The following is a 15,537-nucleotide window of genomic DNA, read 5'->3' as shown; positions in this document are numbered from 1 at the left end:
GTAGAATGCACCCCCGTAGACAGAGATGCTTCAGCTTACAACCACAAGGTTTTAAATTGATGTATCAAGCTTATTACGATGATAAGCAATTGATTACGCGACATTAGCTCAGTTGGTAGAGCGATACCTTGCCAAGGTATAGGTCATCAGTTCGAACCTGATATGTCGCTCCAAATCAAGTTTATATGGCGCGATGGCAGAATGGCTATGCTGCGGATTGCAAATCCGTCGACCTCGGTTCGACTCCGGGTCGCGCCTCCACAATATTTGTTTGATTGTTATGTTTATTGTAATGATTAAAACGACACTTTATGCCCGAGTGGTGGAATCGGTAGACACAAGGGATTTAAAATCCCTCGCTTAATAGGCGTGCCGGTTCAAGTCCGGCCTCGGGTACCATCATTTACATACGACTTTTAGTATTAAAGAGTATGGTACAAAAAAGCCTCAACGAAAGTTGGGGCTTTTTTGTATCTATAATTTGAGTAACCGAAGAAAGGTAACATCCCTCGTCGTTTTAAAGTAGGGAGTGCCAGTTCAAGTCTGGCCTCGGGTACCATTATTCTTCTATGAAGAGCTTACATACGACTTTTAGTATTAAAGAGTATGGTACGAAAAAGCCTCAACATTAGTTTGGGCTTTTTTGTGTCTGAAATTTGATGGCCTTAAAAATATAATTGGATTAATTCTATTATGAGGTTGTTCGATTCTAGTCTCTGTAACATTATTTGTTATTGCTACTATGCGTAAGCAAGGTACAAAACAGCCTCAACATTAGTTGGTTTTTTTATCTTAAGACTGGATTCTTGATGTTAATAATTAGTTTGTACAATTTTTCGCTTTAATCATTTTCCCTGCTTGATTTCCCCAATGCGCATAAACATCTTCACTTGGATGAAACCCATCTAATGCCATAGGAGCATTAGGCAGTGTTTGTTCCATATTGAGCTGCTCACAAGGCAATGAACTGGTATTAACCCAGTCGGTGAGTGACAGATTGAATTCTCTACTTCTAGCGCCTAGAAACCACCTGAATGGTTGAGGTAGAGCAGGAAAGCGCCCCATTGGAGGCACGCTGGTGATGATTATTTGTTTACAATCCAGTTCAGCCGTCAATAAGGTACATAATTCCTGTACCTGTAACACCCAGGTTGTTGCCGTTATAGGACTCAGCACGTCATTGACTCCAAGCGAAATTACAACGACATCTGCTGTGAGTAGTTTCTTTTGGTTAATGAGGTGTCTGGTTTTATTGATACAATTTTGAGTGCTGTAACCACTGCGGGCAACTACTTGCCAATTGAGTTTGTAGTCTTGGGTAAGCATGCTAACCATTTGACCTGATAGCGCCTCATGCTGGTGTTGAACCCCTACACCAGCAGCTGCAGAATCTCCGAGTATTAATAGTGTTAGCTCTGGATTGGTATGGAGTTGGTTGATTCTGTCACCACTAGGTTCAGCGAGTTTAATGGTGCTCTTTTTGACCCAAATGGCTTGGGCTAGATAAATTGGCCATAATAGTAGTAGTGTTAAATAGTGCAATTTACAATCCTTTGCTATTAGAGATTATGAGTTTACAACCTCGAATTTAATCTCATAAAGTAATTCGATGCCAGGATAGACTTCCTGAATTAATGACTTCAGCATTTCTAAAGGCATATTCTCTTGAAGTGCATGGTGCTCCGTTAATCGCTCAAACGGTACGGTATCAACCGAAATAACCTTAATATCACAAAACCATTTATCTTCTTCAAAGGTCGCCACAGATAAGGTTTCGCCAGCAATAAAGTGAGACTCACTTTCATCTCGCAAAGTAATCGTTTTAGCCCCAGATATAATATCAGTTTCAAAACGGCTGAAAAAAGTAATGTTATTAAGTGATGGCATAATGAATCTTATATAGCAGTTATTTAAGGATTATTGTGCGCTATAACAGCCTGTGCTGGCAATAGATTGCAGAGGTTTGCCTTAACTTGTGTTTCTGTTTGGCTTATTATGAGCGCAATTTTAGCTAGCAGCTTATTTCTAGGATCATTCCATTGCATACTTTGGCTCAATTACAATCAGGTGAATTACACCAAAACAAGATTACTCGATTACAAATAGCTGAAGGCTTGACCACTTTTCCTATGGAAATTATTGATCTAGCTGAGTCACTTGAAGTGCTCGATTTATCTAATAACAAGCTATCTTCATTACCTGAGCAGTTTGAACAATTACAAAACTTAAAAATTCTGTTTCTGTCGTTTAATTGCTTTACTGAAATACCTTCTATCATTGCTAAATGTCCTAAACTTGAGATGATTGGTTTTAAAGCCAATCAAATCGTGACAGTTGCTGAGAATTGTTTTCCGGTCGATACTCGTTGGTTAATCCTAACTGACAATAAGATAAAGCAATTACCGCAATCGGTGGGCTTACTGCATCGTCTTAAGAAGTTTGCTTTGGCAGGTAACGAGCTCACTTCATTACCTGAAACAATGAGCAATTGCTTATCACTGGAGTTGTTTCGAGTATCAGCAAATAAATTGACTGAGATACCACAATGGCTATTTGATATGCCTAAACTTGCATGGCTCGCTTTTAGTGGAAACCCTGCGACTGAAACCCGTTTATCTAATACCAAGTTATCTAATGCAAAGTTATCCGAGGCTAATTTTTCACAGACAACAATGGCGCAGTTGCAGCTCGGAGATCAACTAGGTCAAGGCGCTTCTGGGGTAATCTATCAAGCATTGTGGCAGCAACCGTCTGAAAAAGAGTTAACACAAGCTGTCGCAGTTAAAGTGTTCAGAGGGGCGGTTACGTCAGATGGTTACCCTAAAGATGAGCTTCATTGTTGTCTACAAGCGGGTTTTCACCCAAACTTAATCAGAGTGCTATCGCATATTGCAGAGACTGACAAACTTGCTTTAGTGATGGAGTTAATACCGGCGCATTTTTATAACTTGGGTCTACCGCCATCACTTGAGACATGCACTCGTGATACTTTCGCTGAAGGCATGGATGTTTCATTAACGCAGGTTGTTAAAGTGATGACCAGTATGGCAGGTGCATTAGTGCATTTACATCAACACCAGGTGAGCCATGGTGATATTTATGCGCACAATACCATGATTGATCGTGATGCAAATATGCTATTTGGTGATTTTGGTGCAGCGACAGACTTAAGTTGTCTTTCTGCTGAGCAAGCGAAAGCGATGGAAGGCATCGAAGTTAGAGCGATAGGTAATATGCTTGATGATTTATTAATGCATTTACGTGAACTAAACTCAGCCTCTAATAGCGAAGAACCAGACGTCAGTATCTTGGGGCAATTATCCGATTTAGTTAATGACTGCTTGCAAACAAATGTCTCAATGCGACCTAGGTTTATTGTAATAGAGCAAAAACTTGCAGCTATTCAAATACAGCTATAACTTTTAGAGATATTTACTGATACATAATGCATAACATCAATTTAAGGGAGAATTATGGAACAGCTTTCTTTAACGTCTTTGGTTGAAGGTGTCGGTAAATGTCAGCTCTGTGCTAATGAGTTAGCTCATGGCGTTAATCCAGTGGTACAGATTAACGAAAAAGCACGCATCTTAATCGCAGGACAAGCGCCCGGGCTTGCAGTACATAAGTCAGGTATCCCTTTTGATGATAAAAGTGGTGACAGGTTGCGTGAGTGGTTAGGGGTTGATAAAGACATATTTTATGATTCTAGACAAGTTGCTATTTTACCTATGGGGTTTTGTTATCCAGGTAAAGGTAAAAGTGGCGATCTCCCGCCAATGACAATTTGTGCCCAAACTTGGCGTCAACCTTTGCTTCATCATTTAACTGACCTTAAGTTAACATTACTCATTGGTAAGTATGCGCAAGATTATCATTTAGCCAATTCTAAACAATCGCTGACGGAAACGGTTAAACATTGGCGTGATTTGCCTTCAGGCATTATGGCTTTACCACACCCTAGTCCGCGAAATAATATTTGGTTAGCCAAGAATCCGTGGTTTGCAGAGGATTTATTACCAGAGTTAAAAGTGATTGTACAAGCCGCTTTAAACCATTAGTGCTCTATAGCGGTTGAAATATGTCTGTTTTTGCTATGTTTACCAGCTATTTGGTTGCAAAATCAGCACTTGAACAATAAGTTTAAAATTTATATTGATCCATTCTCAAAAACCAGTAAAGTATGCACCACATTCAGCGGCAGCAAGCAATTGCGGCAATTGAAAATAGATTCCGTAACTTGTCTCGACGAGTTACAACAAGTTTGCCCGAGTGGTGGAATCGGTAGACACAAGGGATTTAAAATCCCTCGCTTAATAGGCGTGCCGGTTCAAGTCCGGCCTCGGGTACCATCATTTACATACGACTTTTAGTATTAAAGAGTATGGTGCGAAAAAGCCTCAACATTAGTTGGGGCTTTTTTGTGTCTGAAATTTGATTTAGTGGTTTAAAACTTCTTGTCCTTTTTGAAATAAGATATAACTGCTCAATTTTGGCCTCAGCAACCATCCTAATTATACTCCGCCCATAAAAAAGCCCTACATATTGAGTAAGGCTCATTAGCTTTTGCTTTAATTAAGCTGGTAACAAATCAGTTTTCGTTGATTGCTTTTTTTAGCGCGGGTGCAGCTTTAAAACTAGGTTGGTTAAAACCTGCTATTTCTATTACTTCACCCGTTTGCGGGTTACGTCCATTCTTTGCTAAATGATAGCGCAGCTCAAATGTACCAAATTGTGGTACATAAACTTTCTCACCTTCGGTCAGTGCTTTATGGATCTGTAATAGGATTTGATCAATCTGAATTTTAACTTGGGCTTGCGAAATACCGATGTCTGAAGCCATCACTTGTATGAGTTGTTTTTTATTCATATAAACTGCTGTGAAATTAACTAAAAGAGTAATGCGGAGCATATTTATAGCAGTTATCACTTTGCTTGAACAGTTTGCTTTAGCCATACAGCATGCCAGTGCTGGTTCGTTGCCCATATTGGTCCAAATTCTTCCAACTTTCGTATTATCTTTTAACAGAGTGCTAGCTTGTGTAACACAAGGTTGGTATTTCTTTGCCATACTAATATGATTGAAATAGGCGTAACACGGGAGAGTATAATTTATGGGAGCAAATTGTTTTCATCGAATTGCAGTATCTTCGGTACTTATAACGGTATTATGGATGATACCTTCACAGACTGTCATCGCATCAAACTCCGCATATCAGACCTTAGCTCAGCATGTTCAGTTAATTTCATTAGCTGAGTCCAGCGTGCTGTGGGACGAGTATTTAGCGATTCTGCAATATGGTAGTGAGGCAGAAAAGCTTGAATATATTGATTCGATAGAAACTGCCGTTGATCAATTCTGGCGACAAAAGCAGGTTCAATTACCTTTCTCCACCTTATCTGCAGATGCTTCAGTTCAGAGTCAGATTTTTGCGTTAGAGCCCCAAGTGGATGACTACTTAAGCGTATTAAACCACCTTAGACGTTTAATGTGGCTTGATAAACGCCATGATTGGGATGCGATTCAACCTGGTGGTTTTTTACGTCCAGGAGATAGCCATAAGACTATCAGTGCAATTTCGCAGCGTTTATGGCTGCTAGGGGATTTATCATCTCGTTCAGAAACACAACACGTATATGATGAATCTATCGCAGCAGCAGTCATGGTTTTTCAACAACGTCATGGTTTGAAAGCTGATGCGGTCATCGGGCCACATACACTGCATTGGTTAAATCAAACACCTAAACAGCGAGCGACTTTACTTGCTGGCAATTTTGTATCAAAAACTAGTTTCAAAAGTCAGCTGCCTGAGCGTTATTTGCTCGTCAATATTCCTGCATTTGAAATGGTATTAGTGAATGACAACCAAGTCGCAATGACATCAAGAGTGATCGTGGGAAAATCCTATAGAAGAACCCCCGTTATGTCGGGGGAAATTTCTAATGTTGTTATAAACCCCACCTGGACAGTGCCTAAAAAACTGATGAGGCGAGACATATTGCCTAAAGTAGCAAAGGATGGTCATTACTTTAATGACAGGCAATTTGATGTATTTGATAAGCAGGGAATTATTGTCAATAAAACAGCTGTTGAATGGCAAACGGTTGCAGTTGGGCAGTTTCCATATCGTATTGTGCAGCGCCCTGGTGACATTAATGCTTTAGGCCGTTATAAGTTTCATTTTCAAAATGATTTGAATATTTACCTTCATGACACGCCAGATAAGTCACTATTCGATGAAGCTAATCGAGCTTTATCTTCTGGCTGTGTCCGGATTGAAAAAATCCAGCAGTTGGCTGAGTGGTTTGCAAATAATGTGGTTATTGATAAGCGAACTTGGCAAAGAATGCAGTCTAATGCAGAAAAAACCCAATGGTTTTCGCTTTCTCAAACGGTACCCATTCATCTTGTGTATTGGAACGCGTGGGTTGATGAGTCAAATTTAGCCCAGTATCGCAATGACATTTATCATCTTAATAACAAGGTGGAAACAATTGTGGCGAATAATGCTGCAAAATCTCTACATACTACTTCTCGATAAGTCCCTGAGCTTAATAGAAGTTGCCATTTAGCGGGTTAATTAAGCTGAATTTCTATTCACTTCCTGTTGCTATTATTCATTTTTCAGTTTAACTTCTCACTCTGTTGTGTGAAAAACAAACAGTTAAGTATAATTAGTCAGTGGTGAGTTAATGTCGTTAGTATGTCCCGCACGTAGGCAGTTAATCCTTGGAATAAGTGGTGTAGCTGTTGCTTCAATGTTTACGACCCCAGCTCAAGCAAGTCGTTCTACCTTTGGTAATAAAGAGCTTAGTTTTTTTAACCGTCATACAGGTGAACGCCAGCAAGGTAGTTATTGGTCAGATGGAGAGTATCGACAAGATACCCTAGAATTATTCAGTATTGTCTTACGTGATCATCGTCAAAATGAAGCCGCACCTATGGATAACCGTTTGTTTGAGTTACTTCATAATTTGCAGCAAACATTAGGCAACTCAGATGAAATACATGTCATTTCTGGTTATCGTTCGCCTAAAACCAATAATATGCTTGCCACTAAAAGTAATGGCGTAGCTAAAAAAAGTTATCATATGAAAGGCATGGCAATGGATATTGCGATTCCAGGTATTGAGCTTAAAACGCTACGAGAAGCGGCTATTTCTTTAAAATTGGGTGGGGTTGGTTATTATCCTCGATCTGGTTTTATTCACGTTGATAGTGGCCCTGTGAGAAGTTGGTAACATCTTCAGCGAGTTAAATTAGCAGTAGTGTTAAGGCATTTGGATGAAATAATAGCTTTGTGCTTGTTGCAGTACCGTTGCTGTGTTAATATCCGCGCGCTTTATTACGAGTTGTTGCTGGTCGAAAGTAACAACAAAAAAACTTTTTTTATAAGTGAGAAATACATGTCTTATACAATCAATGCTGAAATCCGTACTGAAATCGGGAAAGGTTCGAGCCGCCGCCTACGTCATGCGAATTTAGTTCCTGCTGTAATCTACGGACCAGGAAAAGAGCCTATTTCTATTAAATTTGCTCAAAAAGATATCATCAATCAACAACTGAATGCTGATTTCTACACTAGCGAATTAACTATCGTAATCGATGGTCAAGAAGTTAAAGTTCGTGCTCAAGCTGTACAGCGTCACGCGTACAAAATGCTTATCGAACACATCGATTTCAAATTTGCTTAATCGCTAATTTGAATGAAAAAAGCGCCTTAAGGCGCTTTTTTTGTGTCTGAATTTTATCATTTTATCATTTTATCATTTTATCATTTTATCGATTGTCATTACTGAGGTGATGATTAAGGTATCAGGCTAGTCAACATCAAAACTATAGTAAATATCCAATGACTGATTCAATGTGCCTGACACTGTTTCGAGGTAAAGCTGGGATAAAATATAATATCGTACAGTCATCTCATAACCGGGATTAAAGACCCCAATACCGTATTTGACCATTAAGTCTTCGCCAATATAGCCGCTGATAGCAAAACGTCCATCATCATTGGCATCCAGTTGTACGTTAGAAAATCCGAATTTTTCAATAAGCCCAGTCGCAGTCGATCCAATATTATTTATGGCGCTGCCACCCAATTGTGAGCCTAAGCTTAATGCTGCTCCCATCATTAAGGCATTATTTTGCTCCGATGAAGAACTGCCAAACCCAGCGCCTGTGAGAATGTAGGATAAAATTTCAGCTTGTTCCTTTGATGGCGATGAAAATAACGTTACAACAGGGCTCATAGCGGTACCAGTCACTCTGACACCAGCAGTGAGGTCTTCATCTTTAATTTCTCTTATTGCTTCAATATTTAAATTAGGCACTTCAGTAGGGCCAACAAACTGTACTTCACCGGTACTAATGGTGAGAGTTTGTCCCATGAATTTATAACTGCCGTTATTCACTTTTATATCACCAAATAATAATGGCGGCTTAAAGGCTTGTTGTTGCAGTTTTAAGGTACCTTCTAGCTTTCCGTTTAAGCCCATACCGTCAATACTTAGTTCTTTACCAACATTAATATTGAGATCTGCAACAATAGCGTAAGGGCTAGTTTTCTCGGCCTGTTCAGAAATAGAGTCTTTAAATATTACATCACTTGATAGTGCCACGCCGCCTTCAGCAAGTTGTACCAAGGTAATCTCACCAGTAGGGATATCGACAATGCCTTTAATGGCAAATTGCTCTTTATTGAAGGTGAGATTGATATCAGGAGTGATATCTAATATGGCTAATGGCGGTTGAATAAAGGCCAGTTTTTCACCTTTTATATTGACGTCACCACTGACATTGCCTAGAGGCCAAGAAAGTGAACCGTCGATTTCTGCGCTACCTTTACCCATTTTAAAGCTGCCATCAATACCGCCTTCTTGTCCAGCTAGCGACATGGATAAATTAATATCCTCTATCAAGGTTGGGTTTCCGGTGGAGGCAATTGCTGCTTTTGTTAAAGTAATATCCCCCTTTACTTGAGGATCAGTTAAGTTACCTATAAGCATTAAATCAGATGAGAATAACCCATCTAAAGTCGATAGGTTTGGGAAGAAACCCTGTATTGCAGTTAAATCAAGTTGATCAATTTTGATATGTCCAGACAAGTCTCGGCTTGGCTCTGTGCTGATAATAATTCGGCTATCGATATCTGTGATGCTATCTGCTTTGACAGATAAATTACTGATTAACTGTTTCTCATCGAGCGCCATGTTTAAGGTTATTTGATCATAGATAACGTTAATTCTGTCATTTTCAGAACGTTTTAATTCAAATTTACCTTCAGATAGAGAGAAATCGACATTTGCGGTGATTTTTTCTGATTCAGACCAATTTACCTTGCCATTAAGCTCTGACTCGCCGGTCCATATCAACCGATTGGGTAATAATGGCTGTAACAATAGCCCAGGAGTTCCTTGAGCGGAGAAGCGGACATTACCTTGCTCACCAAAGCTAGTTTGTTCTAAAAAACATAAGTGGCTGTGGGGATTATTAATACAAAATGGGTTGAAGCTACCGGTTAGATTAAGTTGATCCCAAGTAATATTGACCACCTTATCAGTGCTCCAGTTACCTAGTATATTTGAAATCGAAAACTTATTGATGTCAGTATTGAATACTTCAGTTTCAGGGGTGTATTGGTTAGTAATTAATGTATCAATCACCATCTCTCCACCGGTGGACAGTTGCAGTGTCTGCTGGTGTAAGTTACCTGAAAGTGCGATTAAAATTTGGCTTAAATCAACTTGGTTCCAGCTTAGTTTATTATTGGCAATATTAACCGTAAACTGATGGTCATCAAGGGGTAAGTAATGGCCAGAGAGCACCAGTTTATCAACCTTAGTACCTGCATAGTTGAAGTCAATAACTTCAGCTCTTGCGTCCACAATAGGTTTTAGTTCGTTACCTGTGACGTCAATTTTAGCTGAAATAGAACCTCTGCTATCTGGTAACCACTGACTTATATCGGGTACCTCTAGAAAGGCGTCTACATCCCATATTTCATCAGCTTGACCATTAACTAGCAGTGTAGTGCCTAATGCTTCTGCTTTAAGGTTATCAGCATTAATGGCTAACTTATCATTGAACTGTACGTTACCTTTAACGGTTAACGGAAACTCATTTAAGTTACCCTCGAGATCGGCATCTTCGATAGTTATTTGCCAGCTATCTTCGTTAATCTGGCCTTTAGAGGTTAAATAGCCTGTAATATTACTATTGAGTTCGGTTAACTCGTATAGATAGTGAATCTTCTCTAACTGCAGATCTGCAGCGGTTAATTGTGTTTGCCAACTAAAGTCATTTTCCCAATCAATCGTGCCTTGTCCTTCAACATCACCCGCTTCAGAAGAAATAGTTATTTTTGAAATCGCAATATCATTTTCGCTCACCTCTAAATTGGCGTTCACCGCTAATAAAGGATGAAAAGGGCTCAGAAATTCGCCATCAACAATAACCTGATGTTGATTAATATCCCCTTTACTGGTCAGCGCTGTGATTTCGGCAAAATATTCGGCTTGTTTAAATGGCCATTGTAACTTTGCTTTACCGATTTCTAATTGATAAGGCATGTTGCGTTTGCTTAATGCGATAATCGCTTCAAAATCAATAGTAGCATCACCTTGCGCTGAAACTTTTATTGATAAATCATCGAAGCCATTTTCAGCTTGAATTGATATTTTTTGCTGAGTAAGTTCAGGTATTTCACTGACATGAGTAAAATTAAAAGAGGAGTCGATAGCCATTGGATAATCATCAATAAGGCTAATATCGCCAATGAGTTTCGCTTCACCATAATCGTGACGGACTTCTAATCGTTGAATATCAATTAGATATTCAACATAACTGCCTGTAAGCGTGATAGATTCAAATTTATCTTGTCTTTTTCCCAGCAACATTGTGCTTTGCGTTGCAATGAGTTCATTAACATAAACAGGAAAGGTCATATAAACAGTGGGGAGTGCTGCCATTGCCCATTCACTAACTTCAGTTGATTCAGTGATTTTTGTGTCGACTTCAGATGATAGTGGTATATCGACCAGTAAATCTTGGCTATGCAGGTAATCAACGCGCAGACCTTGCTCATTCCACAGTGCCTTGGCTTTAAGCGCACTTGCGTTGTAACGCATATCATTGACACTGACTTCAACTAATTTAAGGTCTAAGTCGTTAAGTCCAATTGTGACAGGCAATATCAGTGGGGACGGTTCTGTGTCCTCAACGTCTTCAAAAGCTAGATCGGTATCGACATTTACTTCACTATTAGTTCTAGTATCACTATCAGTATTACTAATATCATCATCTTCAAATTCATCCGTAGCGACATGAACCCGCACAGCGCTGGCGTGGAGTTTATCGACACATATTTGTTTATTGAATAAACAGGTTGGTAGCCAAGATAAGCTCAAGTCTTCTACTTCAACCGATACCCCGTCCATAGACCAACGAGCATAATCAAATTCCAGCTGTTTATTAATGGTGCCGGAACGAAACTCAAGATCAAGGTCGGGCACAAACTGATCTGCTAACATTACGCTGATTCTGGCGCCTATTGGTGTACCGAGGAGCACCGCGACAATAATAAGTAATAACAGAGGAATATAAATAAGAATGCGAGTGGATAGTTTGAAGAGTTTCCACAGTTTTGCACCAAAAGATAATGGTCGCTGCGGCGGGACTGCATCTAATGGTATTTGTTCTGATGGCGTTTTGTTATGTGTTGATGGCTCTGAAGGCTGATCTGTTGTCTTCATTACAAATCAGTCCCCATTGTTAAATGAATACGCCAAGAACGATCAACGGTTTCAGTTTCTTTTAAACCAACACCTAAATCAAACTTAATGGGTCCGATAGGGGAGATCCAGTGAATACCACCACCAACAGAAACGACAGGTTCAAATTGGTCGGTATCAAAGGCATTACCCGCATCAACAAACGTTCCTACACGCCATGTGTCATTTAGGTAGTATTGATATTCAATGCTGCCAACAACCAAATAGCGCCCACCAACCACTTGCCTAGATGTGCTGCCATCGTCGTTGGTATATTCAATAAAAGGGCCGAGCTCCTGATAACCATAACCACGGATACTTTGATCGCCACCAGTAAAATAACGGAGAGAAGGCGATATTTGGGCTAATTCATCACTGTCAGCAATATTGGCGCCTAAATCAAGTCGGCTCACAATACGGTGATTCTCAAAAAAGGTATCAATCCATTTAAATTTAGCCTCAAGTTTTGTCAATCTAACCTCAGAACCTAGATTAGGGTCACCATATTCAATACTGTATATCTGACGGAAACCCGACTTAGGATCTAAAGTATTATCACCACGTTTAGTTTTGCCAATGCCTACACCCGCTAAAAGGAACTTAGGATCATAATCGATATTAGATTGGGTATAATATTCTTGGTTAAATTCAACTGAATAACCAAATAGCCATTGGTTATCTAAGGTTTGTTGCCTGATGACACCAATTAAGCGTTTTTCAGACTCTAACTGCCCAGTATAATCGTAGCTTTTATCATCAGGATTATAGTCTTGGGTTACACCATATTTATCGCGTAATAAACCCACTCTTAATTTTAGTTGATCATCTAATGGATGTGACAAAGGAATGGTATAAGTGGTTAAAAATTTAGGCCTATCAGGTGACCATTCCATGGTGGTTTCTTGTGTGTGACCATAGCTGTTAATTTGTGGCATCCGCCAAGTTAACCGCACTCTTGGATCAATGGTTTTTTCGGCATTAGTGCCGATGTCGGCACCTAAACCAATTTCAAATGAATGGGTAGGTCGTGGGCTTAAATCAACTTTAATAGGTACATCAACATCAGTCATAGCATCGATTTGCGGCAACACTTTAATATTACTGAAATAGCCAGTATCAATGAGATTACGATTTAAGCGATTTAAGCGTTGCGTAGAATATTTAGATTCTGGTTCAAATGGAATAAGTCGCTCCATAATATCGTCATTGAGGGTGTGGCCGGTAAACTCAACATTGCCAATAAGGTATCGCTGACCAGATTCAAAATGGAGACTAATTTTTGCGGTATTTAAATCGCGGTTAACGACAACGTCTGCCCGAGTAAACTTACCGTCAAAATAACCTCGAGCCAAAGCCAAGGTCACCAGCTGAGTTTTTAAATTCTGATAAACACCATGATCCAGTACATCGCCAGGTTTAACAGTTAACTGGTTAAGCCAGCGATTAAAGCTGTTATCTTCGAGCATTTCATCGTTGTATTTGATATCAATCCATTGAATAACGGTGGGTTCACCTGCTTCAATATTAATATTTAACTTCCAAGGCCCTTTGTCTGTTTCAATAATATCGGTTGTAACTTCACTATGGTATCTGCCCATGGATTCTAATGCGGCATTGATATTATCTTCTACAGTAAATAAATAGGCGCGGCGCTGAACTTCAGATTCTGGATTGCTGCCTAAATGCGCTTTGACGTTTCTAGACAGTTTTCCTGTTACACCAGTAATATTGATGTCTAACCAGTCATCTTTTGCCCATGCAAAATTGGGTGCCATCATAAAAATGGCAACACAGGCTAAAATACAATACTGAAAAGGTTTAAATAACAATTATTAGATGCTTTTAAAAGGCGATAAACTTATAACCTATTGTCGCTAGAATAAGGGAAACAGGCAAGTTTAGGAGTGAAATTAACCCTTTAAAAAGTGACAAAAATTAGTAGAAGTTAATGTGCAGCCTAAAAACAGTACAATTTATTTTGATAAGGTTGAAAACAAAGACTTGAAGCTTACAAATCATGAAAGTTTAGTTATCAATTAGTGTCTAAGCTGAGGGGCTTTATTAAGTGCTATTTATGAGTCTTGGATATGCGATCTGGTATTAAACAGTGATACTTCAATTATTTCATCTTAATTTTTATTTTTGCTTAATCATATTAAGCTCGTTACCCAAATTGGTGATAATAATATCAGTTGAAACCGTTTCGTGTGTGACAGTGTTATTTAAGACAATTTTTCGCTAAAAATGAATTATAATATACGGCTATAAGTGGTGTCCGTGGACGGAATATGTGCGTTAAAAAATTATTTACTTTATCTATTGTCATAATGTTACTGCAAGGCTGCAGTAGCACTATCCCAATAGAAAAACGCGAAAGCGTTAGACAAGATATTACGGCTAGTTCTGAGCAGCTCGTGATGGAATTAACCACATTTTATCCGCAATTGAAAAGTAAAATAGCGCAGTCAGAAGGCTATGCCGTCGTGGATATGTCTAATATCAATCTGTCTATTATTGGCGGTGGTACTGGCATTGGTGCCATGTATGATAATCACACTGATTCAGTAACGTATTTTGACGTTGATCGTTATAACCTTGCCATTGGACTAGGCTACAACCAGTATCAAGCCTTGGTTATTTTTGATGACCGCGCTGATATGGAACGATTTTTATCGGGTGAGTTTGAACCTATCGTGTCAGCGAGCTGGGATTTTGGTGTTGATACCACGATGAGTTCAATTGCTCAAGCTTCCATTAATGAAAACACGCCTATCTATGTCATGTCTCGTAAAGGCGCCATTGCCATTGGCGGCGCAACCGTTTTTAAAACAACCATTAATCATGATTTAACTGATACAGGCTTAGGGGAAGGTCTTGTTGCGAATAAGTCATTGATAGAACCTGATACTGATGCCAGAGAATGGAGCCGAGCTTTACCTTTTTTTGCACAAGACGTTATTGATAAAGGCTTCGATTTACCAAAACCTTATGGGATCAGCATTGTCTATACCGATACTTTTCAAGGGATGAACATTGATGAGCTTGAAGTGGGTTTTAATGGTTCAGACCGATTACCAATCGATTTTGTGACTTTCCATGACAACTCAAATAGCACTAAATCCCCGCAACTTAAAGTTGATGCATGGATTTTCCCGTTTATGAATGTTTTTGCCAGTGTAGGCAAAATTAAAGGTGAAGCTGATATTGCTTTTACCATTGATGGTAATGGTTTTTTAGAACAATCAGGTGTTGATTGCTCCAAGATAGCTAACTTTCCTATATGTAAGGCGCTAGCAGATAAAGCATTAACCGTACCTGTTGTCGCAAACCTTCGAGGTACAAGTTACACCGTTGGAACGATATTGGCTGCTGGTTGGGAGGACTACTTCTTTGTGCTGCCATTATCATTTACTTATGCGGATATGAAAAAAACCAATGCAGAAGGGCATATTTTTAGCGCGTCGCCACGAATAGGAAAACGTTTTGCGTTATCTGGCTTGCAGTCTATTTCAGTATTTGCCGGCGCTGCTTATTTTGATAGTGATTTAATCTTAACAGGTGAGCAAGCCATTCCTGGAACTGACTCATTCATTAACTATGAAGTGCATCAAAGCAACGCTGATAAGTGGTCGGGAGTAGTTGGCGCCAATTATATTTTCAATCATGAGTGGTCTGTTGCGATGGAGTACAACTGGAAAAGTGATGATAAACGGCAGTTTATATCGAGTGTCACCATGCGATTCTAATGAGGTTTATTGTGGTTAAATA

General features: G+C 39.4%; 11 protein-coding genes and 4 tRNA genes. 10 read left to right on the top strand and 5 right to left on the bottom strand.

The features are described 5' to 3' along the window. Nucleotides 1-97 precede the first annotated feature (97 nt). The 3 genes from FPK91_RS05950 (at nucleotide 98) to FPK91_RS05940 (ending at nucleotide 399) form a co-directional block, all read left to right on the top strand. Nucleotides 98-173 (top strand) — tRNA-Gly (locus FPK91_RS05950). Between the two features lie 14 nt (nucleotides 174-187). Beyond that, nucleotides 188-261, top strand: a tRNA-Cys gene (locus tag FPK91_RS05945). Between the two features lie 52 nt (nucleotides 262-313). Continuing rightward, a tRNA-Leu gene (locus FPK91_RS05940) sits at nucleotides 314-399 on the top strand. A 420-nt stretch (nucleotides 400-819) separates the two neighbouring features. Here the strand turns inward: FPK91_RS05940 and FPK91_RS05935 are convergent. After that, nucleotides 820-1,542, bottom strand: a complete 723-nt coding sequence (locus tag FPK91_RS05935) for an SGNH/GDSL hydrolase family protein (RefSeq protein WP_158638067.1) — start codon at nucleotides 1,540-1,542, stop codon at nucleotides 820-822. Nucleotides 1,543-1,566: 24 nt separating this feature from the next. Further along, on the bottom strand, nucleotides 1,567-1,887 hold the full coding sequence (gene yqfB / locus FPK91_RS05930; RefSeq protein WP_144209339.1) for a N(4)-acetylcytidine aminohydrolase: 321 nt from the start codon (nucleotides 1,885-1,887) through the stop codon (nucleotides 1,567-1,569). 152 nt (nucleotides 1,888-2,039) lie between these two features. Between yqfB and FPK91_RS05925 the strand changes: the two genes are divergently transcribed. From FPK91_RS05925 to FPK91_RS05915, 3 genes are all read left to right on the top strand, one after another. Continuing rightward, the gene (locus tag FPK91_RS05925) at nucleotides 2,040-3,419 is read left to right on the top strand and encodes a leucine-rich repeat-containing protein kinase family protein (RefSeq protein ID WP_144209336.1); all 1,380 of its coding nucleotides are present in this window, start codon (nucleotides 2,040-2,042) and stop codon (nucleotides 3,417-3,419) included. Between the two features lie 54 nt (nucleotides 3,420-3,473). Further along, entirely contained in the window at nucleotides 3,474-4,061 is a 588-nt protein-coding gene (locus FPK91_RS05920; protein WP_144209333.1) for a uracil-DNA glycosylase family protein, read from the top strand. Between the two features lie 205 nt (nucleotides 4,062-4,266). Next, nucleotides 4,267-4,352 (top strand) — tRNA-Leu (locus FPK91_RS05915). 239 nt (nucleotides 4,353-4,591) lie between these two features. Here the strand turns inward: FPK91_RS05915 and FPK91_RS05910 are convergent. Beyond that, the gene (locus tag FPK91_RS05910; RefSeq protein WP_144209329.1) at nucleotides 4,592-4,870 is read right to left on the bottom strand and encodes an HU family DNA-binding protein; all 279 of its coding nucleotides are present in this window, start codon (nucleotides 4,868-4,870) and stop codon (nucleotides 4,592-4,594) included. 244 nt (nucleotides 4,871-5,114) lie between these two features. Here FPK91_RS05910 and FPK91_RS05905 point away from each other — a divergent pair, with 244 nt between their 5' ends. The 3 genes from FPK91_RS05905 (at nucleotide 5,115) to rplY (ending at nucleotide 7,695) form a co-directional block, all read left to right on the top strand. Then, nucleotides 5,115-6,542 carry a L,D-transpeptidase family protein gene (locus FPK91_RS05905; RefSeq protein WP_144209326.1) on the top strand — a complete coding sequence of 476 codons (1,428 nt, stop codon included), beginning with the start codon at nucleotides 5,115-5,117 and terminating at the stop codon, nucleotides 6,540-6,542. Nucleotides 6,543-6,693: 151 nt separating this feature from the next. Then, nucleotides 6,694-7,242, top strand: a complete 549-nt coding sequence (locus tag FPK91_RS05900) for a DUF882 domain-containing protein (RefSeq protein ID WP_144209323.1) — start codon at nucleotides 6,694-6,696, stop codon at nucleotides 7,240-7,242. A 165-nt stretch (nucleotides 7,243-7,407) separates the two neighbouring features. Then, nucleotides 7,408-7,695 (top strand): 50S ribosomal protein L25, encoded by a 288-nt coding sequence (gene rplY, locus FPK91_RS05895; RefSeq protein ID WP_144209320.1) that lies wholly within the window; start codon nucleotides 7,408-7,410, stop codon nucleotides 7,693-7,695. Nucleotides 7,696-7,821: 126 nt separating this feature from the next. Here the strand turns inward: rplY and FPK91_RS05890 are convergent, their stop codons facing one another. Beyond that, nucleotides 7,822-11,751 (bottom strand): translocation/assembly module TamB domain-containing protein, encoded by a 3,930-nt coding sequence (locus FPK91_RS05890; RefSeq protein ID WP_144209317.1) that lies wholly within the window; start codon nucleotides 11,749-11,751, stop codon nucleotides 7,822-7,824. Continuing rightward, entirely contained in the window at nucleotides 11,751-13,547 is a 1,797-nt protein-coding gene (locus FPK91_RS05885; RefSeq protein WP_144214187.1) for an autotransporter assembly complex protein TamA, read from the bottom strand. Before FPK91_RS05885 ends, FPK91_RS05890 begins: the two co-directional genes overlap by 1 nt. Nucleotides 13,548-14,057: 510 nt before the next feature. Between FPK91_RS05885 and FPK91_RS05880 the strand changes: the two genes are divergently transcribed. Beyond that, nucleotides 14,058-15,515, top strand: coding sequence for a lipid-binding SYLF domain-containing protein (locus tag FPK91_RS05880; RefSeq protein WP_144209314.1), 1,458 nt, complete (start codon nucleotides 14,058-14,060; stop codon nucleotides 15,513-15,515). Nucleotides 15,516-15,537: the final 22 nt, after the last annotated feature.

The sequence above is a fragment of the Shewanella donghaensis genome (assembly GCF_007567505.1).
Taxonomy (GTDB): domain Bacteria; phylum Pseudomonadota; class Gammaproteobacteria; order Enterobacterales; family Shewanellaceae; genus Shewanella; species Shewanella donghaensis.
This window is presented reverse-complemented; position numbering and strand designations above follow the sequence as displayed.